Raw genomic sequence first — 25,957 nt, forward strand, 5'->3', positions numbered from 1 at the left:
GCGCGCCGGCGTCGATCCGTTCCGGCGGGGGCGGACGGCCATCAGCCGCGGCCGGCCACGGCGGCGGCGGCCTTCATGTCCCGCTTGAGCTCCTGCGGCAGCGAGAAGGTCAGCCGCTCGTTGGCGGTGACGACCTCCTCCACGTCGGTGAAGCCCCGCTCGGCGAGGTGCGTCAGCACCTCCTGCACCAGCTCGTCGGGGACGCTCGCGCCCGAGGTCAGCCCCACCGTGCGGGCCCCGGCCAGCCAGGCGTCGTCGATCTCGTGGGCGAAGTCGACCAGGTGACCGGCGCGGGCACCGGCGTCCAGGGCGACCTCGACCAGCCGGACCGAGTTCGACGAGTTGCGCGAGCCGACCACCAGCACCACGTCGCAGTCGGGGGCGATCTCCTTGACCACGTGCTGGCGGTTGGAGGTGGCGTAGCAGATGTCGTCGCTGGGCGGCGACTGGAGCAGCGGCAGCCGGGTCTTGAGCCGGGCCACGGTCTCCAGGGTCTCGTCGACCGAGAGCGTCGTCTGGGAGAGCCAGACCACCTTGTTCGGGTCGCGGACGGTGACCTTGTCCGCGCCGTCCGGGCCGTCGACGAGCTGGATGTGCGCGGGGGCCTCGCCTGCGGTGCCGACGACCTCCTCGTGCCCCTCGTGGCCGATCAGCAGGATGTCGTAGTCCTCGGCGGCGAACCGCTTGGCCTCCTGGTGGACCTTGGTGACCAGGGGGCAGGTGGCGTCGATGGCCTTGAGCGAGCGGGCCTCGGCCTGCGCGTAGACCTCCGGGGCGACGCCGTGCGCGGAGAAGATCACGGTGGCGCCCTCCGGCACCTCCTCGTTCTCCTCCACGAAGATCGCGCCCTGACTCTCCAGGGTCCGCACCACGTGCTTGTTGTGCACGATCTGCTTGCGTACGTAGATCGGGGCACCGTAGAGCTTCAGCGCCTCCTCGACGGTCTGCACCGCCCGGTCGACGCCCGCGCAGTAGCCGCGAGGCTTGGCCAGGAGCACGCGCTTGCCGGTCTGGGGAGTCGCCTGAGCCTCAATCACCCGCCCATCGTACGTCCCCCCTCGCACCGCCACCCCCGCCCGCGCCCCACCCCCACCCCACCCCACCCCCCCCACCCCACCCCCACGCCCCGGTGATCAAGAGGTTTGTGTCAAGAAACGGTGCCCGGCTGACGCAAACCTCTTGATCGACGCGGCTGACCCGGCCCGCCGGGGAGGGGTCCGTAGGGTGTGGGGCGTGAGTGTGGGGGAGAGCGGGCGCAGCAGCTCCGAGGAGCCGTGGCCGGTGCGGGTGGTCAGCCAGAAGGTGGGGGCCTGGGTCGCCCGACTCGGCTGGGTGTGGGTGGACGGGCAGGTGGCGCAGATCAGTCGGCGGCCCGGGGCCAGCACCGTCTTCCTCACCCTGCGGGACCCGTCGGCCGACCTGAGCCTCACCGTGACCACCAACCGGGACGTACTCGACGCGGGCGCGCCGGAGCTGCGCGAGGGCGCCCGGGTGGTGCTGCACGCCAAGCCCGAGTTCTACGCGGCCCGGGGCACGCTGAGCCTGCGCGCCGACGAGATCCGCCAGGTGGGGCTCGGTGAGCTGCTGGCCCGGCTGGAGAAGCTGAAGAAGCTGCTGGCCGCCGAAGGGCTCTTCGACCGGGCGCGCAAGCGCCGGCTGCCGTTCCTGCCGGGCCGGGTCGGGCTGATCACCGGCCGGGCCTCCGCCGCCGAGCGGGACGTGCTGACCAACGCCCAACGCCGCTGGCCGGCCGTGGAGTTCCGCACGGTCAACGTGGCGGTGCAGGGGGCGGGCGCGGCCGGTCAGATCGTCGACGCGCTCAAGGTGCTCGACGCCGACCCGACCGTCGAGGTGATCGTCATCGCCCGGGGCGGCGGCGGCATCGAGGACCTGCTGCCCTTCTCCGACGAGGCGCTGTGCCGGGCGGTCTTCGCCTGTCGTACGCCGGTGGTCAGCGCGATCGGCCACGAGACGGACGCGCCGCTGGTCGACTACGTCGCCGACGTGCGGGCCTCGACCCCGACGGACGCGGCCAAGCGGGTGGTCCCCGACCTGGCCGAGGAGCTGCGGCTGATCGGTCAGGCCCGGCACCGGCTGGAGCGGGCCGTACGCAACCTGGTCGACCGGGAGTCGCACCGCCTCGACGGGCTGCGGTCCCGGCCGGTGCTGGCCCGCCCGCAGGTGATGCTGGAGCAGCGGGCCACCGACGTGACCGCCCTGCGCCAGCGGGCCGGGCGCTGCCTGGACCACCGCGTCGGCGCGGCCGGCGACGAGCTGCGGCACACCCTGGCCCGGCTGCGCGCCCTCTCCCCCGCCGCCACCCTGGACCGGGGGTACGCGATCGTCCAGCGCGCCGACGGCCACGTGGTGCGGGCGGCCGGCGAGGTGGGCGGGGGCGACCCGCTGCGGATCCGCCTCGCCGAGGGTGAACTGGCCGCGACGGTCGACGGCTGAACACCGACGGGTGGGGATGTGCTGGGATGGGACCGATGACTGACGACAGGAACGCCGGGCCGGACGTGCGGCTCAGCTACGAGCAGGCCCGCGCCGAGCTGGCCTCGGTGGTGGAACGACTGGAGACGGGCGGCACCTCGCTGGAGGAGTCGCTGGCGCTCTGGGAACGCGGCGAGAAGCTGGCCGGGATCTGTCAGGGCTGGCTCGACGGCGCGCGGGCCCGCCTCGACGCGGCCCGCCAACAGCGCTCGGAGGGCTGAGAAACGGCTGCGGGGCGGCAGTCGCCGCCCCGCACCCCGAGCTGCGCTCAGTTGAAGACGTTGTACAGCTCCTTCGGGGCCTCGACGACCTCGGTGGCCGGCGGGCGCTGGGCGGCGGTCGCCCCGCCGTAGTTCGAGTACGTCATCTTGATGTCCTGCGCCTTGACCTGGCCGGACGCCGGGACCTGGATGACCAGCTCGCTGAGCCGGCCCTGCGGGTCCAGCTTCGCGGTGAAGGGCAGCGACTGGGCCTGCTGGCCGAGCGCCTTGATCAGCTCGGCGTTCAGCGAGCCGGCCTCGGCGGCCTTCGACACGTCGATCGTGCCCGCGTACGTCCCCTCGCCGGTGGAGCGGACCTCGGTGATGCCCTGGGTCAGCACCTCGCTGCCGGCCGGGTCGACCTTCTCGAAGTCGAAGCCCAGGCTGCGGTTGCCCTTGATGCGGGCCTGGTCGAGGTGCTGGTACTTGCCGAGGTTGAGGTTCTGCACGCCGGGCAGCTTGGCGGCCTGGCCGCCGAGGTCGAGCTTGACCCAGCTGTCCGGCTTGAAGTGGATCACGTTGAGCTTCATCGACACGTCCGAGGAGGCGTCGCCGATGCTCAGCTTGATCTCGGCGCTCTGGCTCGGCTGGTGCACCTGGCCCTCGGCGGTGGTGCCGACGCCGGCCATCGTGAACCGGAAGTTGCCGTTGCGGATCTCGTTGGTCGAGTTCAGCAGGGCCTGCTTGGCGTCGCTCGTGCCGGGCGCCGCGCTGCCCGACGCGGAACTGCCGGGGGTGGCACTGCCGGAGACCGTCGGGGACGCGGAGGCCCCCGCCTCGCCGGTCCCGGTGCTCTCGCAGGCGGCCATGGGGATCAGCAGCGTTGCCGCGAAGACCGCCGCGCTGAAGCGTCGAATGGTCACGTGAACCTCTCAGGTGGGTCGTCCGGCCCGCGAGGGTGCCGGAGGCGTCGCGCCGCAGCCCGGTTCCGGCTCCGACGTACGGGTCCCACACCGGGTGGCGGAGCGCCCCAGCGAGGCCCGTACCCCTTCTGTTCCCTGTGACCGCGTTCCGCAATCCCTGTCCGGTGTGGTCGCGGCAAAAAACCGGACCGGCTCGTGCCTTGGCGCAGCGAGTCGGCCTGCCCTAGCGCAGCGAGTCGGCCTGCCCTAGCGCAGCAAGCCTGCCTTCTGCCCCTAGCGCAGCGAGTCGGCGAGCCGGCGCAGCTCGTTCTCCCGGGCGTCGCCGACCACGATCACCGTGCGCCCCGGTTCGAGCAGCACCAGGGCCTGCTCGTTGCCCCGGGCGGTGTAGCGCTGCCAGTTGCGCCCACCCACCTCGGTCGGGCCCTGGGGTTGCGCCGAGGCGGTCAGCTCGCTGGGCAGCAGCCGCTCCGGCGGCACGCTGCTCTGCACGAGCTGCGCCCCGCGCCCCTCCGGGGTGAGGTAGCCGATGCGCAGGTCGGCGCCGCCCTCGACGGTGCGGTAGCTGGCGTTGAGGGTCTTCCAGTCGGAGCCGAGCCCGGTCGGCTGGCTGATCGGGAAGACGTTCGCCGCGCGGGCCTGCTCCAACGCGGTGGCCGGGTCGACCGTGTTCGGCTGCTCGCCGCCGAGGAAGCCCCGGTAGAAGGCCAGCAGCAGGGCGATGGGGACGAGCAGCACCAGCAGCGAGATCGCCATGTCCTTCGACGACCGCTCGGACCGGGACTTCTCCCGCCCCGGCGGCGCCTGCGGCCCACCCGGGGCCGGCTCGACGCGGGCCGGCTCGACGCGGGCCGGCTCGACGGAGGCCGGCTCGACGCGGGCCGGCTCGACGCGGGCCGGCTCGACGCGGGCCGGCTCGACGCGGGCCCGGTCCGCTGCGGCCGGGGTCGGTTCGACGGCCGAGGTCGGCGGGGTCGAGGCCGCCGGGCCGGGCGTCGGCGGGATGGGCTCGGCGGGGGTGCGGTCGACGGGCTGGACGGGTTCCACCTCCCCATTCTTCCAGCCCACCGGCGTCGACTCCACGCGCGTCGCCGGAGCCGACCGACCAGCGCCGTGATCCGCCCCACCTCCGGTTCGCGGGAAGGTGGCCCTGCCGCCCCGACCCGGCGATACGTTGGCGATTGTGTGAGGATCAGCGACAAAGCTGGCGGCGGCGACGGCCGCAGGCCGCCGGTCCACCCCGCAACGTCGCGAGGAGGAAGCCGCATGACGAGCACCAGCGCGCGCACACCCCAGGACCTCGACCGCAACCTCGCCCTCGATCTGGTCCGGGTCACCGAGGCGGCGGCGATGGCCGCCGGCCGGTGGGTCGGCCGGGGCGACAAGGAGGGCGGTGACGGCGCGGCCGTCGACGCCATGCGCAAGCTGATCAACTCGATCCAGATGCGGGGCGTGGTGGTGATCGGCGAGGGCGAGAAGGACAACGCCCCGATGCTCTTCAACGGCGAGCAGGTCGGCGACGGTTCCGGCCCCGAGGTGGACGTCGCGGTGGACCCGGTCGACGGCACCACCCTGATGAGCAAGGGCATGCCGAACGCCCTGGCCGTGCTCGCGGTGGCCGAACGCGGGGCGATGTTCGACCCGAGCGCCGTGTTCTACATGGAGAAGCTGGCCGTCGGGCCCGCGTACGCCGACGTGGTCGACATCAACGCCGGGGTGGCCGACAACCTGCGCCGGATCGCCAAGGTCAAGGGCACCGACGTCTCCGACGTCACCGTCTGCGTGCTGGACCGGCCGCGCCACGCCGACCTGGTCGCCCAGATCCGCCGCACCGGCGCGGGCATCCGGTTCATCTCCGACGGCGACATCGCCGGCTCGATCGCGGCGGCCCGGGGCGAGTCGGGCGTCGACGTGCTGATGGGCATCGGCGGCACCCCGGAGGGAATCATCTCCGCCTGCGCGCTGAAGTGCATGGGGGGCGCGATGCAGGCCAAGCTCTGGCCGACCGACGCCGCCGAGCGGGAGAAGGCGCTCGCCGCCGGGCACGACCTGGACCGCGTGCTCGCCACCGACGACCTGGTCACCGGCGACAACTGCTTCTTCGTGGCGACCGGGGTCACCTCCGGTGACCTGCTGCGTGGCGTGAGCTACCAGGCCGGCGGGGCGTACACGCAGTCGATCGTGATGCGCTCCAAGAGCGGCACGATCCGGGTCATCGACTCGTACCACCGGCTGGAGAAGCTGGCGCTCTACTCGGCGGTCGACTTCGACGGTCGCCCGCTGGCCGAGCACGAGTGACCGTCACCGCCGCGCCCGCGCCGCCGGTGCTGTCGCTGCGCCGGCGGCTGGCGGGCGTCGCCCTGGCGGTCGCCTCCGGCGGCGCGGTGGCCATGCAGTCGCGGATCAACGGCGAGCTGGGCGTACGCCTGGCGGACGGGATCGCCGCGGCGGTGGTCTCGTTCGGCGTCGGCCTGCTGGTGCTGCTGGTGCTGGTCCCCGTCACCGCGGGCGGGCGGCGGGGCCTGTCGGCGCTGCGGGCGGCCCTGGTGGACGGGTCGCTGCGGCCGTGGCAGTGCCTCGGGGGCGTCTGCGGGGCGCTCCTCGTCGCCACCCAGGGGCTGACCATCGGCGCGCTCGGGGTGGCCGTGTTCACCGTGGCGGTGGTCGCCGGGCAGTCCGGCAGCGGCCTCCTGGTCGACCGGGCCGGGATCGGCCCGACCGGCCGCCAGGCGGTCACCGTGAACCGCCTGGTGGGCGCGGTGCTGACGGTGCTGGCGGTGCTGCTGGCCGTCGGCGACCGGCTCGGCGACCCGGCCACGCTGGGCCTGGCCCTGTTGCCGCTGCTGGCCGGGGTCGGCACCGCCTGGCAGCAGGCGGTCAACGGGCGGGTCCGGGCGGCCTCGGGCAGCGCCCTCACCGCCACCCTGGTCAACTTCGCCGTCGGCACCGCCGCCCTGCTGGTCACCTTCGCCGTGGAGGTCGCCGTCCGGGGCCTACCGACCGGGGGCCTGCCGCGCGAGCCGTGGCTCTACCTCGGCGGGCCGATCGGCATCGTCTTCATCGCGATCGCCGCCGCCATCGTCCGCTTCACCGGGGTGCTGCTGCTCGGCCTGGCCACCATCGCCGGTCAGGTGGTCGGCGCGGTCGCCCTCGACGTGGTGCTGCCGACGGCGGCCTCGCATCCGGGCGTGACCACGCTGCTGGGTGCCGCGCTGACCCTGGTCGCCGTGGTGGTCGCCGCCGTCGGCCCGACGCGGCGACGCTGACCCGCCGACTCGACCCGCTGGCTCCGCCCCGGTTGCGCCGGGGCGGTTCGTCGTCGGACCGTCAGCCCCGCCCGCTGTACGAAGATCTCCCGTCGGGCCACCGCGTCGCCCTGGGCGTCCAGCTCGTACCCGTCGAGCCAGATCCAGCGGTCGTAGGTGATCAGGTCGTGCCGGACCTTGATCAGGCGGAACATGATCGGCTTGGCGAACTGCACGCTGCACGCGGCGGTGATGTGCAGGAGGTCGCCGGCCTTCAGCGCGATCATCGGCGCGGGCCGTACCGTCGCCATGCCCTGATCCGGGCCCTGGCCAACTCCACCAGGGGACACCAGCCGCTCGGGCGGCAGGCGGCGCACCGCCGGTGCTTGTGCCAGTCGAGGGCCCGCACCGCATCCACGATCAACCGGGGCAGCCGACGCGCGGTCACCTCACCCCCGGGTGTGACCCGGCAGCGAGGGTGAGGTCGAGCCGATCCCGACCCCGCCACAGCCACCACACGCAGGAATCCCACCGAAGTCCTGACGCGGCTTCACCAGGGCCAGGTGTCGAGCGTCGCGCAGCGCCATCGGTGCCTCCCACAGGGTCCGGTCTCTGCGGCACCCCGCCCCACCGAGCACAGCTCCACCAGGGCGGGGGTACCGCACCCCCGATCACACACCGTCAGGCGTGGGGGTGTCAAATCGGAGACCCCCGAAAGGGGATCCCCAATCGGTGAGATGAGTCTGTGCATACGTTCAGGGCATGGACCGGGGGCCGGGCGACCTGATGGGGCCCTACGAGATCGCCCAACGCCTGGGCGTCACCCGATCGCGGTTTCAGCAGCTCGTAAACCGGCCCACCTTCCCGAAGCCGTACCGGGAGCTACGCGGCATGAAGGTGTGGCTGGCCGAAGACGTCGAGGCGTGGATCAAGGAGTACCGCCGTCCCCGGCCGCCAGCGGACGAAGAAGAGCAGGGCTGACTGCTTCGATGCAGGAAGCTGAGGCTCGGCGGGCAACACAGGCAGCCACGTCGAGCGCCGCGCGGCTCGGCCTGACCGTCCACGACGCCACCGTCCTGCACAACTCGAACGCGCTCACCCTGCGCCTGCGGCCCTGCGACGTGCTCGCCCGGGTGGCGCCGGCCGCGCGCCAGCGCGCACAGCTCGAAGTGGCTGTCGCTCGGCGGTTGGCCGAGGTCGGGAGCCCGGTGGCCGCGCTGGTGTCGCCCGAGGTCTTCGTCCACTCCGACTACCTGGTCACCTTCTGGACCTACTACGAACCGGTGACCACTCGACCGCCCTCCACCGCCGAGTACGTCGGCGCGCTCGAAGGTCTGCACGCCGGAATGCGCGAGGTAGACCTGCCCACCCCGCACTTCACGGACCGAGTCGCCACGGCCCGGATGCTCGTGGCCGACCAGGCCCGAACGCCGCAACTGGCTGCCCCGGACCGGGTCCTCCTCGCCGGCACGTTGGACCGCCTGCGACGTACGGTCAGCGAGAGCGGCCGCCCCGAGCAGCTCCTGCACGGCGAACCCCATCCGGGCAACCTGCTCTCGACCCGCACCGGCCCGCTCTTCATCGACTTCGAGACGTGCTGCCGGGGGCCGATCGAATTCGACCTGGCCCACGCGCCCGACGAGGTCGGGGACCACTACCCGGGCGTCGATCACCAGTTGCTCCGGGATTGCCGGACCCTCGTGCTGGCGATGATCACCGCGTGGCGCTGGGATCGCGACGACCACTTCCCCGACGGCCGTCGGCTCGGCATCGAGTGGCTGAGCGAACTGCGCAAGGCGACGGCTCACCGGCACCGGTCGGGTGTCCGGGGCTCCGGCGACGGGTCGGGTCAGGGCCCGGTGAGCGGGTAGTCCGCCGCGTACGGGTCGGGCGTGGGCCGGCGTCGCCGGAAGAGGATCGCGGCGGACACCCCGCCGGCCAGCCCGAAGAGGTGCCCCTGCCAGGCGATCCGCTCGTCGGTGGGGAGGATGCCCAGCAACTGCCAGCCGTAGAGCAGGCCGACCAGCAGCACCACCGCGAAGTTCCACCAGCTCCGCTCGACCACGCCCCGGGTGAGCAGGATGCCCAGGTAGCCGAAGATGACCCCGCTGGCACCGACCACCACCGAGTTCGGCGAGCCGGTGAGCCACGTCCCCAGCCCGCTGACCAGCACCACGACCAGGGTGGACCAGAGGAAGCGCCGGGCGCCGGCGGCCAGCACGAAGGTGCCGAGCAGGATCAGCGGCACGCTGTTGCTGTAGAGGTGGTTGAAGTCGGCGTGCAGCAACGGCGAGAAGATCACCCCGTCGAGCCCCTCGATGCGGCGGGGGATGATGCCGCCGGCCAGGTCGAGGTCGGCACCGAGGCCGACGTCGAGGGCCTCGACCAGGAAAAGCACCGGCACGACGGCGCACATGGCGACGAAGGCCCGGCCGATCGAGGCGTAGAAGGCCCCGGTGCCGAAGCGGCGCGGGTCGCCGCCCACCGGGTCGTCGAGGGGGGTCACGCCCCAACAGCTATCAGCAAAACCCACCGGCCGCCAGCCGGGGCACGCGACGGGGCCGGACCCGACGACGGCGGCGGGGGGTGCGAACTCCGCACCCCCCGCCGCCGCGTTGCCCGGCCGGTCAGTAGTGGCCGTTGTTCTGGAAGTAGTTCCACGCCCCGCAGGGGGTGGTGTAGCGGCCCTTGATGTAGCCGAGGCCCCACGTGATCTGGGTGGCCGGGTTGGTCCGCCAGTCGCTGGCCACCGAGCCCATCTTGCTGCCCGGCAGCGACTGCGGGATGCCGTACGCCCCGGAGGAGGGGTTGCTGGCCTTGTGGTTCCAGCCGCTCTCCTTGGTCCAGAGCTTCTCCAGGCACGGGAACTCGCTGATGCCGAAGCCGTAGTCGATCATCATCGCGCAGCCGGTCCGGCGGTTGCCGCTGTACTCGTTGCACGAGGCGGGGATCGGGCCGTCGAACGGCTTGCTCGTGCCGCTGCCGCCGGCCTTGGCCGCCTTCTTCTCGGCCGCCTCGCGCTCCTTCTTGCGGGACGCCGCGGCGGCCTCGGCCTCGCGGGCCCGCTCGGCGGCCTCCTTCGCCGCCTCGGCCGCGCGCTGCTTGGCCCGGTAGTCGACGGCCCGCTGCTTGGCCGAACGCACCCGCTGCTCGGCCTGCCGCTCCTGCTGGTCGTCGTACTCCGCCTGGTTGACCTGGAAGCCGACCTGCGCGGGCAGGCTCTGTTGCTGGGTCTCGCGGTCCTCGCCCAAGTAGAAGCCGCCGGCAACGCCCACGGAGAGCAGTGCGACGGCGGCGGTACGGGCGCCGAACCGGCTCCACAGCCGACTCACGAAGTGTTCCCTTCGTCGGGGGCATGAACACGGCGCGACCCCATCCCGTGCGGGGACGGGTCCACCCCGTGAGCGCCCCGACCCTGCCGGTCGCAGTCGACGCACCCGGCTCCACCCGCCCCGCGGTCGACGCGACGAACGGGATCGGGCATGTTCGGGCGCGTGGGCGCTCGTTGGACACCTTCGCGCACAGTGGGGCCGATGGGAAACCACCGGCCCCAATTGTGATTTCGGTCACCACAATAATACGGACAAGAAGGCACGCGAGTGACGAATCGTCCCGAAGATCAGTGGGGGATCTCCTCCAGCAGGTCCGTCACCATGGCCGCGATCGGCGATCGTTCGGAGCGGCTCAGCGTGACGTGCGCGAAGAGCGGGTGGCCCTTGAGCGTCTCGATCACGGCGGTCACCCCGTCGTGCCGGCCCACCCGCAGGTTGTCCCGCTGGGCGACGTCGTGGGTCAGCACCACCCGCGAGCCCTGCCCGATCCGGGACAGCACGGTCAGCAGCACCCCCCGCTCCAGCGACTGGGCCTCGTCGACGATGACGAAGGCGTCGTGCAGGCTGCGGCCCCGGATGTGGGTCAGCGGAAGCACCTCCAGGATGCCCCGCGCCATGACCTCCTCCAGCACGTTCTCGTGCACCACCGCGCCGAGGGTGTCGAAGACGGCCTGCGCCCAGGGCGACATCTTCTCGACCTCGGAGCCGGGGAGGTAGCCCAGCTCCTGCCCGCCGACGGCGTAGAGGGGGCGGAAGACCACCACCTTCTTGTGCCGGCGGCGCTCCATCACCGCCTCCAGGCCGGCGCAGAGCGCCAGCGCCGACTTGCCGGTGCCGGCCCGGCCGCCCAGCGAGACGATCCCGACCGACTCGTCGAGCAGCAGGTCCAGCGCGATGCGCTGCTCGGCCGAGCGGCCGTGCACACCGAACGCCTCCCGGTCGCCACGGACCAGCCGGACCGTCTTGTCGGGCTGCACCCGGCCGAGCGCGGAGCCGCGCCCGGAGTGCAGCACCAGCCCGGTGTGGCAGGGCAGCCCGGCCGCCGCCCCCACGTCCAGGGTCTCGCCGGCGTAGAGCGCGCCGATCTCCTCCTCGGTCAGCTCCAGCTCGGCCATTCCCGTCCAGGTCGGGTCGCTGGCCTGGCCGTGCCGGTACTCGTCGGCGCGCAGCCCGACCGAGGCCGCCTTCACCCGCAGCGGCATGTCCTTGCTGACCAGGGTGACGTCCCGGCCCTCGGCGGCCAGGTTGAGCGCGACCGAGAGGATCCGGGCGTCGTTGGACTCGTTGCGGAACCCGGGGGGCAGCACCCCGTCGTCGGTGTGGTTCAGCTCCACCCGCAGGGTGCCGCCGGCCTCGTTGGCCGGCACCGGCCGGTCCAGCCGATCGTGGCGTACCCGCAGCTCGTCGAGCATGCGCAGCGACTGGCGGGCGAACCAGCCCAGCTCCGGATGGTGCCGCTTACCCTCCAACTCGGAGATCACCACGAGCGGCAGCACCACCTCGTGCTCGGCGAACCGGTGGAACGCCGCCGGGTCCGACAGCAGGACCGAGGTGTCCAGGACGAAGGTCTGGCCGGCTGGTCGGGGCTCCTCGGGCTCGACCACGGCGGCCGCGCGGCGGCTACGGGTGGCACGGCGGGTCGTGGCAGTCGCGGCCGGGGTCGGGTCGGCACCGGCGGGCGTACGGCGAGTCGTCACAGGCCTGCTCCGACGGATGGGCACCCGGCCATCCGCGTTCCGCCTCGTCCGGTGCCCGGGGACACGGGGTCGGATGCGGGCCCCGTGCGAGGTCGCAGATCCCGGGCTGGCCGGCTGGCCCGGGAGAACCCCGAGCCATAGATAGACGCTAACCGCGCCGAGGCCCTTCCGGCTAGAGGTTGACGATCGGATCTCCGGCGAGATCATCGGTGGCCGGGATCGGTGGAACCGGCCGGAATGCCTGCCCCCTGCGGGCATCCCGGCCGGTGGTACCACGGCCACCGCAGCGGCCCGGCCACCGCAGCGGCCCGGACGGCGGAGCGGCCCCGCCACCGCAGCAGTCCCGCCACCGGGGCGGCCCGGACGACGGGTCAGCCCCGACGGCGGACCAGGGTGCCGGTGGAGTGCCGAGGGCCGGCGGCGGCCGGCGGGGCGACCGCGACCGCGCCGGACGGGGCCGCGAAGGAGGAGCCGGTGTAGGTGGTGCCGGTCCGGCCGGTGCTCGGAGCCGGGCCGGCCAGGGCGGAGGCGATGACCGCCTGCGCCTGGCGTCGGCGGCGGTTCCAGGCGCCCCGGTCGCCGTCGAAGTAGCCCTGCCGGTAGCCGAAGCGGTAGCCGATGCGGTAGCTGAGCTGACCGTGCAGCCGGCCGGCCGCGTAGCTGGTCGAGCCGAGGACCAGGACGAGGAAGACCGCGAGGAAGGGGCTCATCCGTCAGCGTTCCTCCGCCTCGACGCCACAGGGTCCGGGGCGACGCCGGAGGGTTCGGCGACCAGCAGCCGGTCCAGGTCGCCGATCCCCACCTCCTCGGTCAACTCGACGCTGATCCGGCAGCCGTCGAGCATCACCTCGGCCACCGAACAGCGGTGGATCTCGCCGCCGGCGTCGTAGACCCGGACGCTGAGCTCCGGGCAGCCGAGATGGGCCCGCCAGGCGTTCCACTCCTGGCGGTCGGCGACGTCGAGCGACAGGAAGCGGCAGCCCCGCGCGAGGTGCAGCCGCCACGGCGCGCTCAGCCCGGCGGCCACCCCCTGTGCCACCAGTCCGAACGCGCGGGCGCGGGTGGCGAGTTCGGTCACCGCGCCCCCCTCGTATCGGGCGAGGGACGCACGCGAGCACCAATCGTCTCATCCATGTGACAGACGGTAAATTGTCCCATGAGCGTGACAGTATCAGCTTTTCGGGCAATCGCAGCGGCACCCGAAGCGGGCGTTATGAGCAGGTAAAACTCCCTCCATAGCGGGGCCGTGACGGCAACGGCGAGGTCGCCCGTACGCGTGTCACGCTCGCGTGACAGTCGCGCGCCCGGCACCCCGAGGGCGCGACACTGGCCGTACCGTCACGGAGTGACCGAGAGCGCTCACGCCCGGAAGATGGCCTTCGCCGCCTTCGTCCGCCGGGCCCTCGACGACGCCCGGGCCATGCGCGCCTGGAGTGGCACGGAGGTGTCCCGGCGCACCGGCGTGTCCCGCCAGACCATCAACCGCTGGGTGCGGGGGGACTGGGCCAGCGACCCGGAGGCCGAGCGGGTGGTCGCCTTCTGCGAGGGGCTCGGCCTGCACCCCACGGCCGCCTTCGCCGCGCTCGGCTGGGACCGGCCGACCGCCGCCCGCGCCGCACCCGCCGCGCCACCGATGGACCCGGACGTGGAGGCGCTGCTGCGTCGGCTGATCGACCCGGACGTCTCGGACGCGGAGAAGTTCCACATCCGGGAAACCATCCGCTACCTCGCGTATCGCCCGAGCCTCCCGGCAAATGCCAGGAACCGGGGACATCGGGCGGGCTAGTTCCTCAGATGGCGCAAGAACGCCGAGACGTTCTGAATCGTTTGCCTTCGGGGCCACATCGGGCGCGCTAGCGTCCTATTCGTACTGCTTGGGCTCGTCATCGGCGGGGGACGGGACAAGGCCGAACCCAGCCCTGCGGGACAGAAGGAGGGGTCTGTCCATGACCCTGAAGTGGTTGGCAGTCGTGGTCGCGGTGGTGTCGCTGACATCGGCCGTGACCGGCAACGTGGTGATCGGCATGGCGGGCGGGGAGCTTCCCGTGGTCGCCAACCTTTTCGCGCTTACCACCGCCGCGACGGCGGTGGTCCTGGCCGCCGTCGCCGAGCTGCACGACCGGCTCACCGACCGGCTCGACGCGCTCGACAAGACCCTGGTCACGCTCGACCAGGCCATGATCACCCGGCTCACCGAGATCGAGGCGCGCGCCGGCGACCGGAACACCGGATTCGTCGAGGGCTACCTGCTCAGCCACGGTCAGGACGCCGAAATCGTGCCGTTCGGGCGCCGGGGCCGGGGAGCCGCCGAACGCTGACCCGGGCCGTTCCGGGAGTCTCGTCTCGACCACGAATGCGCCGCCGAGTCCGGGGTACGCTGACGCGCGTGCCGCCGTTGAATCTGGGCAACCAGCAACCGAAGATTCCGTTGGACGTCGACCAGGCCTGGCGGGCGACCGCCGGGCGGGCGTCCGACACCGTGCTCTTCTTCGACTTCGACGGCACACTCGCGCCCGTCGACGACGACCCGACCGCGGTGCAGCTCGCGCCGAAGGTGCTGGCCGCGATCGAGGCGCTCGCCCCCCTGGTCCGCCGGGTCGCGATCGTCTCCGCCCGGCCGGTGGAGTTCCTCCGCGCGCACCTCGGCGGGCTGGCCGGCGTCGACCTCTACGGCCTCTACGGCCTGGAGCACAGCCACTCCGGCGGCGAGACCGTCACCGAGCCGGCGGCGCTGCCGTGGGTGCCGACCATGCGGGAGCTGGCCGACCTCGCCCGCGCCGAGCTGCCGCCCGGCGCGCTGGTCGAGTTCAAGCGGCTCTCCGTGGCGCTGCACTGGCGCACCTCCCCCCAGCTCGGCGCGGCGGTGCAGCAGTGGGGCCGGGCCCAGGCCGAGCGGCTCGGGCTGCGCGTGCAGGCCGGCCGGATGGTGCTGGAGATCAAGCCGCCGGTCGACCGGGACAAGGGCATGGTCATCGGCGAGGCGGTCCGGGACGCCGACGGCGCCTGGTACTTCGGCGACGACGTCTCCGACATCCTGGCGTTCGCGGCGGTACGGGCCCGCGCCGCGACGGACCCGGGCTTCTTCGGGGTCTGCGTGGCCGTGGCGAACCCGGAGACCGGCCACGAGGTCGCCGAGGCCGCCGACCTGACGCTCGACTCCCCCGCCGCGCTCGGCGACTTCCTGGTCCAGGCCCTGACCCACCTGCGCTGAGACCTGCCCTGCCCCACCCGCGCGGCACCCACCGGCGGGTGCCGCGCCGGAGCGCAGGTCAGGAGCCGAAGCGGCGCTGCCGGGTGGCGTACGAACGCAGGGCGCGCAGGAAGTCGACCCGGCGGAAGTCGGGCCAGTTCAGCTCGCAGAAGTAGAACTCCGAGTGCGCCGACTGCCAGAGCATGAAGCCCGAGAGGCGCTGCTCACCGCTGGTCCGGATGATCAGATCCGGGTCGGGCAGGCCGCGGGTGTAGAGGTGCTCGGAGATGTGGTCGACGTCCAGCACCTCGGCCAGCTCCTCGATCGTCCCGCCGGTCGCCGCATGCTCCAGCAGCAACGAGCGGACCGCGTCGGCGATCTCGCGCCGGCCGCCGTACCCGACGGCGATGTTGACCTGGGCGCCGCCCGCGCGGCCCCGGGTGCGCTCCTCGGCCGCCTTGAGCGCCGCCGAGTGCTGCGCGGGCAGCACGTCGAGCGCGCCGACCATCCGCAGCGGCCAGGGGTTGCCCTCCTCGGCCAGCTCGGTCGAGAGGTCCTCGATGATCTGGAGCAGCGGGTCCAGCTCCTCGGCCGGGCGGGAGAGGTTGTCGGTGGAGAGCAGCCAGAGCGTCACGTGCCCCACCCCGGCGGCATCGCACCAGCGCAGCAGCTCCTTGATCCGCTCCGCGCCCATCCGGTGCCCGTCGTTGGGGTCGACGAAGCCCATCTCGCGCGCCCAGCGGCGGTTGCCGTCGCACATCACGCCCACGTGCCGGGGCACCGGCTTGCCCGCGAGCGTGGCCGTCAGCCGCCGCTCGTAGACGGAGTAGAGGAGGTTCCGCAGAGTCATCACCTTGCAGGGTAGCGACCCCCGGCCCGGATCAGTCCCGCGGTGGCCGTTCCCACGCCGACAGACCGATGCCGATCATCCCCAGGGTGCGGGCGTCGAGCCGACCGTCGCCGAGGCCCAGCTCCACGACGGCGCCGAAGACCCGTTCGTCGCGGCGGGCCGCCCGCACCGCCGCGTCGACCACCGCCGGGCGGCGGGCCAGCCAGGCGGCCGTCGAGCTGTGCCGCAGGTGCACGCCGAGCCGGCGACGCAGCGCGTCGGTGTAGCGCCGGGCGGCGTCGCCGGGGTCGCCGGCCGCCGCCGCCCCGGCCAGCGCGCCGGAGAGCAGCGCGTAGAAGATCCCCTCCCCGGTGAACGGGTTGATCAGCGACAGCGCGTCCCCCGCCAGCAGCAGCCGGCCCCGCCCCGGCGGCGGCCGGTGGGTGGAGAGCGGCAGGTGGTGGGCGCGCAGCCCGGTCACCGTCGCCGGGTCGGTGTCGGGCAGCAGCGTGGCCATCCGGTCCAGCAGGTGGGCCCGGGTCAGCGGCTCGCCGCGCAGCACCTCCCCGTACCCCACGTTCGCCCGCCCGTCGCCGATCGGAAACGACCAGGCGTACGCCGGCCAGCGCGCCTTCGAGGTGACGATGTACTGCTCGGGCGGGCCCGGCCGGGCCGGGGCGTACCCCCGGATCGCCAGCGCCAGGTGCCGGTCCGGGTTCGGCGGGTGGCCCAGCGCCCGCCGGAGCACCGACCCGGCGCCGTCCGCGCCGACGACCGCGCGGGCCGCCACCGCACCGTCGAGCACCACCGCGCCGGCGCGCTGCTCGACCCGGCGCACCGCGTGCCGGCGCAGCTCGACGCCCGCCGCGACCGCCGCCGCCACCAGCCGGGCGTCGAAGACCTCCCGGGGCACGGTGTACGCCGCCCGGGGCAGCTCCCGGGCCACCGCGCCGCCGCCGGGCCCGACCAGCCGCAGCCGGGGCAGCGGGGCGTATCCGTCGACGGCGTCGGTGACGCCCAGGTCGGCGAGGACGTCCAGCGCGTGCGCGGCGATGCCGTCCCCGCACGCCTTGTCCCGGGGGAAGTCGGCCCGGTCCAGCAGCAGCACCCGGGCCCCGCCCCGGCGGGCCGCCAGCGCGGCGGCGGCACCGGCCGGCCCCGCGCCGATGACCGCCACGTCGTACTCGTCGCTCATGCCGCCTCCCCTGCTCCGCTCGGCCCGCTCGGGCCCGTGCCGTCGCGCTCAGCCCGGGTTTCCGCCGGCTCAGCCCGGGTTGCCGTCCGCTCAGCCCGGGTTGCCGTCCGCCTGCTCGACGCCTTCGGCCCGGCCTGCACGCCACAGGCCGTACAACGACACAGCGGCGGCGGCCAGCAACGGCCCGCCGTCGCGGATCAGGCCGTCGACGCCGAGCAGCCACCAGCACAGCGGCAGGTCGACGGCGAGCGTGCCCAGGGTGATCGCCACCAGCAGGGAGCGGGCCCAGCGCCGGCCGCGCATGAGGAAGGCGGTGCAGAAGAGCACCAGGTAGCTGACCCCGATGCCGGCGGCGAACCAGAACAGCACGGCGGGCACGGCGGCCGGTCGGCCGTCCAGGATCTCCCCCGTGGCGACCAGCGCCGGGACCAGCATCAGTGGGCTGTACGTGAAGGCGGCGACCCGGCTGGTGAGCAGCCAGCCGGTGACCGGGGGTCGCTTCGGGGCGACCTCCCGCCAGGAGATCGTCCCGCCGGTCACCACCAGGCCCTTGCGGTGTCGGACCAGGTGCCCGGCGACCGCGGCGGAGCGGTAGAGCAGCCAGACCACGGCCCCGCAGAGGGCGGTGAGCAGGGCGAAGCCGAGCAGACCGGGCAGCGGCGGCATGCCCTGGCGGGGCACCACCAGCCGGCCCATCGCGAAGACGGTGGTGATCGCGAGGATCAGCCCGAACGGCTTGGCGCCGGTGCGGCCCCGGTTGACGTGCCCGATCAGCACCAGGAAGCCCAGCGAGCGGAGCATCGCCCAGCCGGTGCGCACCGCCAGCCCGAACTCCCGCTCCGGGGCGTACCACCAGTTGAGCAGCTCGACCGCGACGGTGGCCGCCGCCGTGACGGCCAGCAGGGTGGTCAGCGCCCGGACGGCGGACGGCCGCCGGACCTCGGTGGTCGCGGCGGCCGTCTTCATGGGATCAGATGGTGCCCGATGTGGGCGCTCGGCACACCTACCGGCGCGGCTGTTCCGCGTCGAGCCGGGCGCGCAGGGCGTCCAACTCGGACCAGAGCACGCCGGGGAGCTTGTCGCCGAACTTCTCGAACCACTCGGTGACCATCGGCAGCTCCGCGCGCCACTCCTCCGGGTCGACCTTCAGCGCGATCCGCACGTCCTCGGCGGTCATGTCGAGGCCGTCGACGTCCAGCGCGTCCTGCGTCGGGACCATGCCGATCGGGGTCTCCACCGCGTCGGCCCGGCCCTCGATCCGCTCGACGACCCACTTGAGCACGCGCGAGTTCTCGCCGAAGCCCGGCCAGAGGAAGTTGCCCTCGGCGTCCTTGCGGAACCAGTTGACGTAGTAGATCTTGGGCAGCTTGGCCGCGTCGCCGTCGGTGCCCTTGCCCATCTCGATCCAGTGCCGGAAGTAGTCACCGGCGTGGTAGCCGATGAACGGCAGCATGGCCATCGGGTCGCGGCGCACCACGCCGACCGCGCCGGACGCGGCGGCCGTGGTCTCCGAGGAGAGCGTCGCGCCCAGGTAGACGCCGTGCACCCAGTCCCGGGCCTCGGTGACCAGCGGGACGGTGTCCCGCCGCCGGCCGCCGAAGAGGATCGCGTCGATCGGCACGCCGCGCGGGTCGTAGTAGTCCTCGGCCAGGATCGGGCACTGGGTGATCGGGGTGCAGAACCGGCTGTTCGCGTGCGAGGAGAGCCCCTCGCTCTGCGGCGTCCAGTCGTTGCCCTTCCAGTCCATCAGGTGCGCCGGCGGCTCGCCCATCCCCTCCCACCAGATGTCGCCGTCGTCGGTGAGGGCGACGTTGGTGAAGATCGAGTTGCCGCGGTCAAGCGTCCGCATCGCGTTGGCGTTGGTCTTCCAGTCGGTGCCCGGCGCGACCCCGAAGAGGCCGTACTCCGGGTTGACCGCGTAGAGCCGGCCGTCGGGGCCGAAACGCATCCAGGCGATGTCGTCGCCGACGGTCTCGACCTTCCAGCCCGGGATGGTCGGCTCCAACATGGCCAGGTTGGTCTTGCCGCACGCCGACGGGAACGCCCCCGCGATGTGGTAGACCTTCCCCTCCGGCGAGGTGATCTTCAGGATCAGCATGTGCTCGGCGAGCCAGCCCTCGTCGCGCCCCATCACGCTGGCGATCCGCAGCGAGTAGCACTTCTTGCCCAGCAGGGAGTTGCCGCCGTAGCCGGAGCCGTAGGACCAGATCTCCCGGGTCTCCGGGAAGTGGGAGATGTACTTCGTCTCGTTGCAGGGCCAGGCCACGTCGGACTGGCCGGGGGCCAGCGGGGCGCCGATGGAGTGCAGCGCGTGGACGAAGTCCGCGTCGTCGCCCATCGCCGCCAGGACCTTGGCACCCATCCGGGTCATGATCCGCATCGACGCCACCACGTACGGGCTGTCGGTGATCTCGACGCCGAACATGGGGTTCTCGGCCTCGACCGGGCCCATGCAGAACGGGATGACGTACATGGTGCGTCCGCGCATGCTGCCCCGGTACAGCTCGGTCATCGTCCGCTTCATCTCGGCCGGCGCCATCCAGTTGTTGGTGGGGCCGGCGTCCGCCTCGTCCACGGAGCAGATGAAGGTGCGCTCCTCGACCCGGGCGACGTCCGTCGGGTCGGTACGGGCGTAGAACGAGTTGGGCTTCTTCTCGGGATTGAGCCGGATCAGGGTGCCGCTGTCGACGAGCTCGTCGGTGAGGCGACGCCACTCCTCGTCCGACCCGTCGACCCAGACGACCCGCTCCGGAGTGGTCAGTTCCGCCACTTCTCGGACCCAGGCGAGCAGTCGGGGGTGGGACGTCGGGGCCTGATCGATACCTCGAACGGTAGCCGGAGCAACCATGACACATCTCCTTGTGGTCGACGCTGACCGAACTGTGGAGTGCACGGATCCTGACGACGCGTGGCGTCGTCTTCGGGGAACCTGGGATTGAGTTCAGGGTAAACCGGGTGGCGTCGAGAGTCAGTGGGACCGGTTGTGAAGAACTGCACAAAGGGCGGCTACGCTGCGGCTTCGCGTTCTGATACCCGCTTTGGCACGCAGTTTCACGCAAATCTTCGAGGAACCTTCCCGGCCCGGCACCGATCCGGCATTGCCCGCCCACCCGTGGCCCGCCGCGCGTTACGGTGTGCTCACCAGGCCCGCGAAGCTCGCGGCGACGCCGGTGGGCCCGACGGCCACCCGGCCCGCCGGGCGCTCCGGCGTCGCCGGTGGCCCGTTGGTGCCCGCCCGAAGGCGGTCGAGCCGGTACGCTTTGCCGGTGGCCGCGACGATGACCGGGGAGCAGCCTGACCCCCCGCCGACCCGCCCGGGTCTGGTCCGCGCCCTGATCGACCGCTTCGGCCAGCTGGTGCGGGAGCTCAGCAAGTTCGCCACGGTGGGCGGCATCGCCTTCATCGTCGACTTCACCCTGTTCAACTACCTGGCCAACGTCCGTGGCGTGGAGCAGGTCACCGCGAAGACGATCTCCACCGTGATCGCCGCGACCGTCGCCTTCGTCGGCAACCGGTTCTGGACGTGGCGGCACCGCCAGCGCTCCAACCCGGCCCGCGAGTACGCGCTGTTCTTCTTCTTCAACGGGGTGGGCCTGGGCATCGCGGTGGCCTGCCTGTCCATCAGCCGGTACGGCCTGGGTGCCATCTGGCCCGAGGTGTTCCAGACCCCCCTCGCCGACAACATCGCCAGCTTCATCGTCGGCACCGGCCTCGGCACGCTGTTCCGGTTCTGGTCCTACCGGCGGTTCGTCTTCGTGGAAGCGGGAACGCAGGTCGTCACGGCAGCGGCGCCGCTCGACCGGGAACCCCGGGCGTGACCCGCCGCCCCTCTCGCCCGGCCGGCCGAGCCGGGCCCGCCCACTCGCCTAAGGTGTTGCGCATGCGTCTTGTCCGTCTGCTGCCTGAGCGCTGGCAGAAGTTCATCCACGAGGCGCTCAAATTCGGCATCGTCGGCGGCATCAACACCGTCATCAATTACGCGGTGTTCAATGCGCTGGCACTCACCGTGTTCCGCGAGGGTCAGCTGAAGGCGACGGTCATCGCCACCGTGGTGGCGACGATCACGTCTTATCTGATGAATCGTCATTGGACGTACCGGGATCGCCCAAAATCGGCGCTGCGTCGCGAATATGCCCTTTTTTTCCTCTTCAACGCGACCGGCCTGCTCATTGAGCTCGGCGTCCTCGCGGCGGCCAAGTACGGCCTCGGCATGACCAGCCTGCTCGCCCTGAACGTCGCGAAGACCGGCGGCGTGCTGCTGGCCACCCTCTTCCGCTTCTGGTCCTACCGCACGTTCGTCTTCCAGCCCGCGCCCGCCGCACCGGAGAAGAAGACCTGGCACAGCATCCCCCGGGACGAGTGGGACACGATGGCCGAGATGGACCCGGTGGCCGAGCTGGCCGAGTCGATCTCCGAGCTGGAGGAGGCCCAGCCGCTGGCGGAGACCAGGCCGGCGGAGGAGGCCAAGCCGGCGGAGGAGGCCAAGCCGTCGGAGGAGGCCAAGCCGTCGGAGGAGGCCCCACCCGAGCCGGGCGCCCGGCGGCCGGGCCCACGACGGCCGGGCTCCCGACGCCAGCCCGAACGACGCCGGGACGCACCGCGCCCGACCGCTCGCGGCGAGGGCCTTCCGGTGTACGGGTCGACGCCCACCCAGGGGCGCCCCGCCCCGGCCCCGGCCGCCGACGCGGCGCTCGGGAACCGGCTCGACGGCGACCTGGCGGCGCAACCCGCCGCCGACGAACTGCGCGCCGGCATCCGTCGGCGTCGCCGGTGAGCGCCGAGGAGGCACAGGTGGTTACGCCGGAGACCAGCCCGCCGCCGACCCAGGGCCCACCGCACCCGCCCGGCGCGGTCGCGCAGGGGCCCGTGGCGACCGACGCGGGGCCCGAGGCGCAGGAGCAGCAGCCGCAGGCCGTCGCGCCGGCCGGCGCGCAGCGGCCACCGGCGGCCCCGGTCACGATCCCGCAGCAGCCGCCCGCCGCAGCGCCGGGCGGCCACGGGGAGGCCGCACCCGCCGGCGTCACCTCGCCGCCGGTCGCGGCCATGCCGGTGTCGTCGGGCACGGGCGCGCGGGCGGAGCTCTTCTTCGAGGACCTGCACCCCGGACGCACCTTCGACCTGGGTGTGGTTGCCGTCGACGGGGACGAGATGGTCGCCTTCGCCCGCCGGTTCGACCCGCAGTGGTACCACGTCGACGCCGAACGGGCCGCCGCCAGCCACCACGGCGGGCTGATCGCCAGCGGCTTCTACACCGTCAGCCTCTTCATGCGGGCGTACGTCGACCACGTGCTGGCCCGCGCCGCCGCCGACGCCTCCCCCGGCCTGGAGGAGCTGCGCTGGCTGGCCCCCGTCCGGGCGGGCGACCGCCTGGCGGTGCGACTGGACGTGGCGGGCAGCCGCCCCTCCACGGCCCGGCCGGGGCTCGGCACCGTCAGCCTCACCGGCACCATGTTCCGCCTCGGCCCCGACGGCCAGCCGGAACGCGAGGTGCTGCGCACCCGGTTCCGCGGCTGGTTCGCCCTGCGCCCGTCGTCGGACTGAGCCGACCACCGGCCGGCCGGCTGCCCCGCCCGGGCTCGCCGGCCGGACGGGGTCAGACCGACGGGTCCCGCAGGGGCTTGCCCTCACGCATGTCGGCGAGGATGTCGCGCATCTCGCCGTCGCCGAGGGAGTGCCGGTCGTGGTGCGCCTCGACCAGCTCGTACAGCTTGGTCTGCACCCGGTCGACGCCGGGGACGTCGGTCAGCACCGACTGACCCCGCTCGCCGGCCGACTCGATGGTCAGCGTGCCGCAGCCGACCAGCCGCTCGACGAAGCGCTGGCTCATCGCGTGGTCGTTGATCCGGGTCAGCGGGATGTCCCGCCGGTCCCGGGAGAGCACGCCCTGCTGGAGCAGCACCCGCTCGTTGGTGAACAGGTAGTGCGTGCTGCGCCAGACCAGGAACGGCCAGAGCCCGAACCAGAGCACCAGCAGCAGGGCGAGCCCGACGAGGACGTACCGGGCGATGTTCGCCGCCTCGCCGTCCGGCAACAGGACCCAGCCCGTCACGACCGCGGCGACGGCCAGCAGCAGCACCAGCACCGGCCGCACCATCGCCTTCCAGTGCGGGTGCAGGTGCAGCACGACATGCTCGTCCTCGGTGAGCACGTCTTCGGGAAACGGCACGGGAACCTCCTCGCAGAACCGGACGCGCTGACCGTATCCGGTCAGCGGGCTCCGGCGGATCATCCGGTGCGGTGGTTCGCGCCGCGGACCCTTCACCGCAGGTGCTGGACGTCCCCGGCGGTCAGGGTGCGCGGGCCGGTGGGGGTGTCGACGAGGAGCTGCCCGTCCGGGTCCACGCCGGTGGCGGTGCCGGTCAGCTCGTCGCCGCCGGGCAGCAGCACCCGCACCGGGCGGCCGACGGTCGCGCAGGCCGCCAGGTAGGCGTCGCGCAGGCCGCAGGCCACGGCGTCCCCGCCGGCGTCGCGCCACCGGTCGTACCAGTCGGCGAGGGCGCGCAGCAGGGCGCGCAGCAGCGGGTCGCGGTCGGTGGCGGCGGCGCCGGCCAGTTGCAGCGAGGTGGCCGGCAGCCCGGTCGGGTGCTCCGGCAGCTCGTCGGCGCGCAGGGTGACGTTGAGGCCGACGCCGAGCACGATCGCCGGGGCCCGCTCCGGCGCCGGGCCGGGCACCGCCTCGGCCAGGATGCCGGCGCACTTCGCGCCGCCGATCAGCAGGTCGTTCGGCCACTTCAGCGTCGGCGCGACGGGCAGCTCGGCCAGCCGGGACACCGTCTCGACCAGCGCGACCCCGGCCATCAGGGGCAGCCAGCCGTACCCGTTGGCGGGGGCCGGTGGCCAGCCGCGCCCGGCGACGGCCTCGCCCGGCCGCAGCAGCACGCTGACCGCGATGCCCGCGCGGGCGGGCGACTGCCAGGCCCGGCCGCGCCGTCCCCGGCCGGCGGTCTGCCGCTCGGCGACCACGACCAGCCCCTCCGGCTCGCCGGACCGGGCCGCCTCGGCGGCGTCGGCGTTGGTGGAGCCGGTCTCGACGCGCAGCTCCAGGCGTCGCCACGGCCCGTCGGGGGCGATCAGCGCGCGGCGCAGCCGGGCCGCCGAGAGCGGCGGGCGATCCAGGTCGGTGTACGGGGAACCGGGCACCGCCTCAGCGTACGGTCCGGCCGGCCGGGCGGCCGAAGCCGCCGGGCGGGGTGGGGCGTCGCTATATTTCCCTGGTGACTACCGAGACCGGGATCGACATGCACAGCACCGCCGGCAAGCTGGCGGACCTGGAGCGCCGCATCGACGAGGCGGTGCATGCCGGGTCGGCGCGGGCGGTGGAGAAGCAGCACGCGCGGGGCAAGCAGACCGCCCGGGAGCGCATCGAGTTGCTGCTCGACGAGGGTTCCTTCGTGGAGCTCGACGAGTTCGCCCGGCACCGCTCCACGAACTTCGGGCTGGACCGGACCCGGCCCTACGGCGACGGGGTGATCACCGGCTACGGCACCGTCGACGGCCGGCAGGTCTGCGTCTTCTCGCAGGACTTCACGGTCTTCGGCGGCTCGCTCGGCGAGGTCTTCGGCGAGAAGATCCTCAAGGTGATGGACCTGGCCATGAAGATCGGTTGCCCGGTCGTCGGCATCAACGACTCCGGCGGCGCGCGCATCCAGGAGGGCGTCGCCGCCCTCGGCCTCTACGGCGAGATCTTCTTCCGCAACGTGCGGGCCAGCGGCGTCGTCCCGCAGATCTCCCTGATCATGGGTCCCTGCGCGGGCGGCGCGGTCTACTCCCCGGCGGTCACCGACTTCACCGTGATGGTCGACCAGACCTCGCACATGTTCATCACCGGCCCCGACGTGATCAAGACGGTCACCGGCGAGGACGTGGGGATGGAGGAGCTGGGCGGCGCCCGGACGCACAACGCGCGCAGCGGCAACGCGCACTACCTCGGCGTCGACGAGGCCGACGCGATCGAGTACGTCAAGGCGCTGCTGTCGTACCTGCCGTCGAACAACCTGGACGAGCCGCCGGTCTTCGACGCCCCGGCCGACCTGGCGGTCAGCGACGCCGATCGGGAGCTGGACACCCTGATCCCGGACTCGGCCAACCAGCCGTACGACATGCACCGGGTCCTCGAGCACGTCCTCGACGACGGGGAGTTCCTGGAGGTCCAGCCGCTCTACGCGCAGAACATGGTGGTCGGCTTCGGCCGGGTCGAGGGGCGTCCGGTCGGCGTGGTCGCCAACCAGCCGATGCACTTCGCCGGCACGCTGGACATCGCCGCGTCGGAGAAGGCGGCCCGCTTCGTGCGCACCTGCGACGCGTTCAACGTGCCGGTGCTGACCTTCGTGGACGTTCCCGGCTTCCTGCCCGGCACCGGCCAGGAGTGGGACGGCATCATCCGCCGGGGCGCCAAGCTGATCTACGCGTACGCCGAGGCCACCGTCCCGAAGGTCACGGTGATCACCCGCAAGGCGTACGGCGGGGCGTACGACGTGATGGGCTCCAAGCACCTCGGCGCGGACCTGAACTTCGCCTGGCCGACCGCCCAGATCGCGGTGATGGGCGCGCAGGGCGCGGTGAACATCCTGTACCGCGCGGAGCTGGCGAACGCCGACGACCCGGCGGCGGTGCGGGCCGAGAAGATCGCCGAGTACGAGGACACCCTGTCCAACCCGTACGTCGCCGCGGAGCGGGGGTACGTCGACGCGGTGATCCCGCCGCACGAGACGCGCGCCCAGATCGTCCGCGCGCTGCGGGTGCTGCGCACCAAGCGGGAGACGCTGCCCCCGAAGAAGCACGGCAACATCCCGCTGTAGCCGTCGTGCGGGCCCCTGCCCTGGGCGGGGGCCCGTGCCGCTTCCCCCGGGCGGG

Annotated in this window: 26 protein-coding genes and 2 pseudogenes; 13 read left to right on the forward strand and 15 right to left on the reverse strand. The window is 73.1% G+C overall.

What is annotated here, in order from left to right; translation table 11 throughout:
- Window positions 1-41: 41 nt before the first annotated feature.
- A complete protein-coding gene (locus ACLQ2V_RS04955; protein WP_425717164.1) occupies window positions 42-1,037 on the reverse strand; it encodes a 4-hydroxy-3-methylbut-2-enyl diphosphate reductase in 996 nt (331 codons plus the stop codon).
- A gap of 196 nt (window positions 1,038-1,233) precedes the next feature.
- Between ACLQ2V_RS04955 and xseA the strand changes: the two genes are divergently transcribed.
- Both xseA and ACLQ2V_RS04965 read left to right on the forward strand, forming a co-directional pair.
- On the forward strand, window positions 1,234-2,454 hold the full coding sequence (gene xseA, locus ACLQ2V_RS04960; protein ID WP_425717165.1) for an exodeoxyribonuclease VII large subunit: 1,221 nt from the start codon (window positions 1,234-1,236) through the stop codon (window positions 2,452-2,454).
- Window positions 2,455-2,489: 35 nt separating this feature from the next.
- Entirely contained in the window at window positions 2,490-2,714 is a 225-nt protein-coding gene (locus ACLQ2V_RS04965) for an exodeoxyribonuclease VII small subunit (protein WP_425717166.1), read from the forward strand.
- Between the two features lie 47 nt (window positions 2,715-2,761).
- Here ACLQ2V_RS04965 and ACLQ2V_RS04970 read toward each other — a convergent pair whose 3' ends face one another.
- Both ACLQ2V_RS04970 and ACLQ2V_RS04975 read right to left on the reverse strand, forming a co-directional pair.
- Window positions 2,762-3,616, reverse strand: a complete 855-nt coding sequence (locus ACLQ2V_RS04970; RefSeq protein WP_425717167.1) for a hypothetical protein — start codon at window positions 3,614-3,616, stop codon at window positions 2,762-2,764.
- 273 nt (window positions 3,617-3,889) lie between these two features.
- Window positions 3,890-4,663 carry a DUF4245 family protein gene (locus ACLQ2V_RS04975; RefSeq protein WP_425717168.1) on the reverse strand — a complete coding sequence of 258 codons (774 nt, stop codon included), beginning with the start codon at window positions 4,661-4,663 and terminating at the stop codon, window positions 3,890-3,892.
- A 219-nt stretch (window positions 4,664-4,882) separates the two neighbouring features.
- On the opposite strand from ACLQ2V_RS04975, the gene glpX reads away from it, so the two are divergent.
- A complete protein-coding gene (gene glpX, locus ACLQ2V_RS04980) occupies window positions 4,883-5,914 on the forward strand; it encodes a class II fructose-bisphosphatase (RefSeq protein WP_425717169.1) in 1,032 nt (343 codons plus the stop codon).
- A gap of 26 nt (window positions 5,915-5,940) precedes the next feature.
- Window positions 5,941-6,882, forward strand: a complete 942-nt coding sequence (locus ACLQ2V_RS04985; protein WP_425717726.1) for a DMT family transporter — start codon at window positions 5,941-5,943, stop codon at window positions 6,880-6,882.
- Here ACLQ2V_RS04985 and ACLQ2V_RS04990 read toward each other — a convergent pair.
- Window positions 6,870-7,148, reverse strand: a pseudogene (locus ACLQ2V_RS04990) (hypothetical protein); the annotation flags it as partial. The gene ACLQ2V_RS04985 and the pseudogene ACLQ2V_RS04990 sit on opposite strands and share 13 nt — an antisense overlap.
- 475 nt (window positions 7,149-7,623) lie before the next feature.
- Here ACLQ2V_RS04990 and ACLQ2V_RS04995 point away from each other — a divergent pair.
- Window positions 7,624-7,842 (forward strand): helix-turn-helix transcriptional regulator, encoded by a 219-nt coding sequence (locus ACLQ2V_RS04995; protein WP_425717170.1) that lies wholly within the window; start codon window positions 7,624-7,626, stop codon window positions 7,840-7,842.
- 8 nt (window positions 7,843-7,850) lie between these two features.
- The gene (locus ACLQ2V_RS05000; protein WP_425717171.1) at window positions 7,851-8,732 is read left to right on the forward strand and encodes a phosphotransferase; all 882 of its coding nucleotides are present in this window, start codon (window positions 7,851-7,853) and stop codon (window positions 8,730-8,732) included.
- On the opposite strand, the gene ACLQ2V_RS05005 is transcribed toward ACLQ2V_RS05000, so the two are convergent.
- The 5 genes from ACLQ2V_RS05005 to ACLQ2V_RS05025 all read right to left on the reverse strand — a co-directional run bounded on the left by ACLQ2V_RS05005 (window position 8,711) and on the right by ACLQ2V_RS05025 (window position 12,968).
- Entirely contained in the window at window positions 8,711-9,367 is a 657-nt protein-coding gene (locus ACLQ2V_RS05005) for a rhomboid family intramembrane serine protease (RefSeq protein WP_425717172.1), read from the reverse strand. The two genes, ACLQ2V_RS05000 and ACLQ2V_RS05005, sit on opposite strands and share 22 nt — an antisense overlap.
- Window positions 9,368-9,488: 121 nt before the next feature.
- Window positions 9,489-10,193, reverse strand: coding sequence for a lytic transglycosylase domain-containing protein (locus ACLQ2V_RS05010; RefSeq protein WP_425717173.1), 705 nt, complete (start codon window positions 10,191-10,193; stop codon window positions 9,489-9,491).
- A gap of 287 nt (window positions 10,194-10,480) precedes the next feature.
- Complete coding sequence (locus ACLQ2V_RS05015) at window positions 10,481-11,890, reverse strand: PhoH family protein (RefSeq protein WP_425717174.1); 1,410 nt, start codon at window positions 11,888-11,890, stop codon at window positions 10,481-10,483.
- A gap of 371 nt (window positions 11,891-12,261) precedes the next feature.
- Complete coding sequence (locus tag ACLQ2V_RS05020) at window positions 12,262-12,600, reverse strand: hypothetical protein (protein WP_425717175.1); 339 nt, start codon at window positions 12,598-12,600, stop codon at window positions 12,262-12,264.
- Window positions 12,597-12,968: a hypothetical protein gene (locus ACLQ2V_RS05025; protein ID WP_425717176.1), complete on the reverse strand. Its 372-nt coding sequence runs from the start codon at window positions 12,966-12,968 to the stop codon at window positions 12,597-12,599. Before ACLQ2V_RS05025 ends, ACLQ2V_RS05020 begins: the two co-directional genes overlap by 4 nt.
- Window positions 12,969-13,235: 267 nt before the next feature.
- Between ACLQ2V_RS05025 and ACLQ2V_RS05030 the strand changes: the two genes are divergently transcribed.
- From ACLQ2V_RS05030 to otsB, 3 genes are all read left to right on the forward strand, one after another.
- On the forward strand, window positions 13,236-13,676 hold the full coding sequence (locus ACLQ2V_RS05030) for a helix-turn-helix domain-containing protein (protein ID WP_425717177.1): 441 nt from the start codon (window positions 13,236-13,238) through the stop codon (window positions 13,674-13,676).
- Window positions 13,677-13,836: 160 nt separating this feature from the next.
- On the forward strand, window positions 13,837-14,208 hold the full coding sequence (locus tag ACLQ2V_RS05035) for a hypothetical protein (RefSeq protein ID WP_425717178.1): 372 nt from the start codon (window positions 13,837-13,839) through the stop codon (window positions 14,206-14,208).
- Window positions 14,209-14,276: 68 nt separating this feature from the next.
- Window positions 14,277-15,101 carry a trehalose-phosphatase gene (otsB, locus tag ACLQ2V_RS05040; protein WP_425717179.1) on the forward strand — a complete coding sequence of 275 codons (825 nt, stop codon included), beginning with the start codon at window positions 14,277-14,279 and terminating at the stop codon, window positions 15,099-15,101.
- A gap of 58 nt (window positions 15,102-15,159) precedes the next feature.
- On the opposite strand, the gene ACLQ2V_RS05045 is transcribed toward otsB, so the two are convergent.
- From ACLQ2V_RS05045 to ACLQ2V_RS05060, 4 genes are all read right to left on the reverse strand, one after another.
- On the reverse strand, window positions 15,160-15,930 hold the full coding sequence (locus ACLQ2V_RS05045; protein ID WP_425717180.1) for an isoprenyl transferase: 771 nt from the start codon (window positions 15,928-15,930) through the stop codon (window positions 15,160-15,162).
- A 31-nt stretch (window positions 15,931-15,961) separates the two neighbouring features.
- Window positions 15,962-17,104 carry a geranylgeranyl reductase family protein gene (locus ACLQ2V_RS05050; protein WP_425717181.1) on the reverse strand — a complete coding sequence of 381 codons (1,143 nt, stop codon included), beginning with the start codon at window positions 17,102-17,104 and terminating at the stop codon, window positions 15,962-15,964.
- Between the two features lie 90 nt (window positions 17,105-17,194).
- The gene (locus ACLQ2V_RS05055; protein ID WP_425717182.1) at window positions 17,195-18,070 is read right to left on the reverse strand and encodes a hypothetical protein; all 876 of its coding nucleotides are present in this window, start codon (window positions 18,068-18,070) and stop codon (window positions 17,195-17,197) included.
- A gap of 37 nt (window positions 18,071-18,107) precedes the next feature.
- Entirely contained in the window at window positions 18,108-19,952 is a 1,845-nt protein-coding gene (locus tag ACLQ2V_RS05060; protein WP_425717183.1) for a phosphoenolpyruvate carboxykinase (GTP), read from the reverse strand.
- A 430-nt stretch (window positions 19,953-20,382) separates the two neighbouring features.
- Here ACLQ2V_RS05060 and ACLQ2V_RS05065 point away from each other — a divergent pair, with 430 nt between their 5' ends.
- The 3 genes and pseudogenes from ACLQ2V_RS05065 (at window position 20,383) to ACLQ2V_RS05075 (ending at window position 22,645) form a co-directional block, all read left to right on the forward strand.
- Window positions 20,383-20,922: a GtrA family protein gene (locus tag ACLQ2V_RS05065; protein ID WP_425717727.1), complete on the forward strand. Its 540-nt coding sequence runs from the start codon at window positions 20,383-20,385 to the stop codon at window positions 20,920-20,922.
- Between the two features lie 62 nt (window positions 20,923-20,984).
- A pseudogene (locus ACLQ2V_RS05070) lies at window positions 20,985-21,539 on the forward strand (GtrA family protein); the annotation flags it as partial.
- 356 nt (window positions 21,540-21,895) lie between these two features.
- A complete protein-coding gene (locus ACLQ2V_RS05075) occupies window positions 21,896-22,645 on the forward strand; it encodes a MaoC/PaaZ C-terminal domain-containing protein (RefSeq protein WP_425717184.1) in 750 nt (249 codons plus the stop codon).
- Window positions 22,646-22,697: 52 nt separating this feature from the next.
- Here the strand turns inward: ACLQ2V_RS05075 and ACLQ2V_RS05080 are convergent, their stop codons facing one another.
- A complete protein-coding gene (locus ACLQ2V_RS05080) occupies window positions 22,698-23,270 on the reverse strand; it encodes a PH domain-containing protein (RefSeq protein ID WP_425717185.1) in 573 nt (190 codons plus the stop codon).
- A 92-nt stretch (window positions 23,271-23,362) separates the two neighbouring features.
- Entirely contained in the window at window positions 23,363-24,244 is an 882-nt protein-coding gene (locus tag ACLQ2V_RS05085) for a biotin--[acetyl-CoA-carboxylase] ligase (RefSeq protein WP_425717186.1), read from the reverse strand.
- Window positions 24,245-24,318: 74 nt separating this feature from the next.
- Between ACLQ2V_RS05085 and ACLQ2V_RS05090 the strand changes: the two genes are divergently transcribed.
- Window positions 24,319-25,902, forward strand: coding sequence for an acyl-CoA carboxylase subunit beta (locus ACLQ2V_RS05090; protein WP_425717187.1), 1,584 nt, complete (start codon window positions 24,319-24,321; stop codon window positions 25,900-25,902).
- Window positions 25,903-25,957 lie beyond the last annotated feature (55 nt).

Source organism: Micromonospora sp. DT233, assembly GCF_049841815.1.
GTDB lineage: Bacteria > Actinomycetota > Actinomycetes > Mycobacteriales > Micromonosporaceae > Micromonospora.

Excerpts from the sequence above, each read along its gene's own strand:
- ACLQ2V_RS04965 (WP_425717166.1), top strand. The coding sequence starts at position 2,490 with ATGACTGACGACAGGAACGCCGGGCCGGACGTGCGGCTCAGCTACGAG.
- glpX (WP_425717169.1), top strand. The coding sequence starts at position 4,883 with ATGACGAGCACCAGCGCGCGCACACCCCAGGACCTCGACCGCAACCTC.
- ACLQ2V_RS04995 (WP_425717170.1), top strand. The coding sequence starts at position 7,624 with ATGGACCGGGGGCCGGGCGACCTGATGGGGCCCTACGAGATCGCCCAA.
- ACLQ2V_RS05000 (WP_425717171.1), top strand. The coding sequence starts at position 7,851 with ATGCAGGAAGCTGAGGCTCGGCGGGCAACACAGGCAGCCACGTCGAGC.
- ACLQ2V_RS05020 (WP_425717175.1), bottom strand. The coding sequence starts at position 12,600 with ATGAGCCCCTTCCTCGCGGTCTTCCTCGTCCTGGTCCTCGGCTCGACC.
- ACLQ2V_RS05035 (WP_425717178.1), top strand. The coding sequence starts at position 13,837 with ATGACCCTGAAGTGGTTGGCAGTCGTGGTCGCGGTGGTGTCGCTGACA.
- ACLQ2V_RS05045 (WP_425717180.1), bottom strand. The coding sequence starts at position 15,930 with ATGACTCTGCGGAACCTCCTCTACTCCGTCTACGAGCGGCGGCTGACG.
- ACLQ2V_RS05050 (WP_425717181.1), bottom strand. The coding sequence starts at position 17,104 with ATGAGCGACGAGTACGACGTGGCGGTCATCGGCGCGGGGCCGGCCGGT.
- ACLQ2V_RS05055 (WP_425717182.1), bottom strand. The coding sequence starts at position 18,070 with ATGAAGACGGCCGCCGCGACCACCGAGGTCCGGCGGCCGTCCGCCGTC.
- ACLQ2V_RS05060 (WP_425717183.1), bottom strand. The coding sequence starts at position 19,952 with ATGGTTGCTCCGGCTACCGTTCGAGGTATCGATCAGGCCCCGACGTCC.
- ACLQ2V_RS05065 (WP_425717727.1), top strand. The coding sequence starts at position 20,383 with ATGACCGGGGAGCAGCCTGACCCCCCGCCGACCCGCCCGGGTCTGGTC.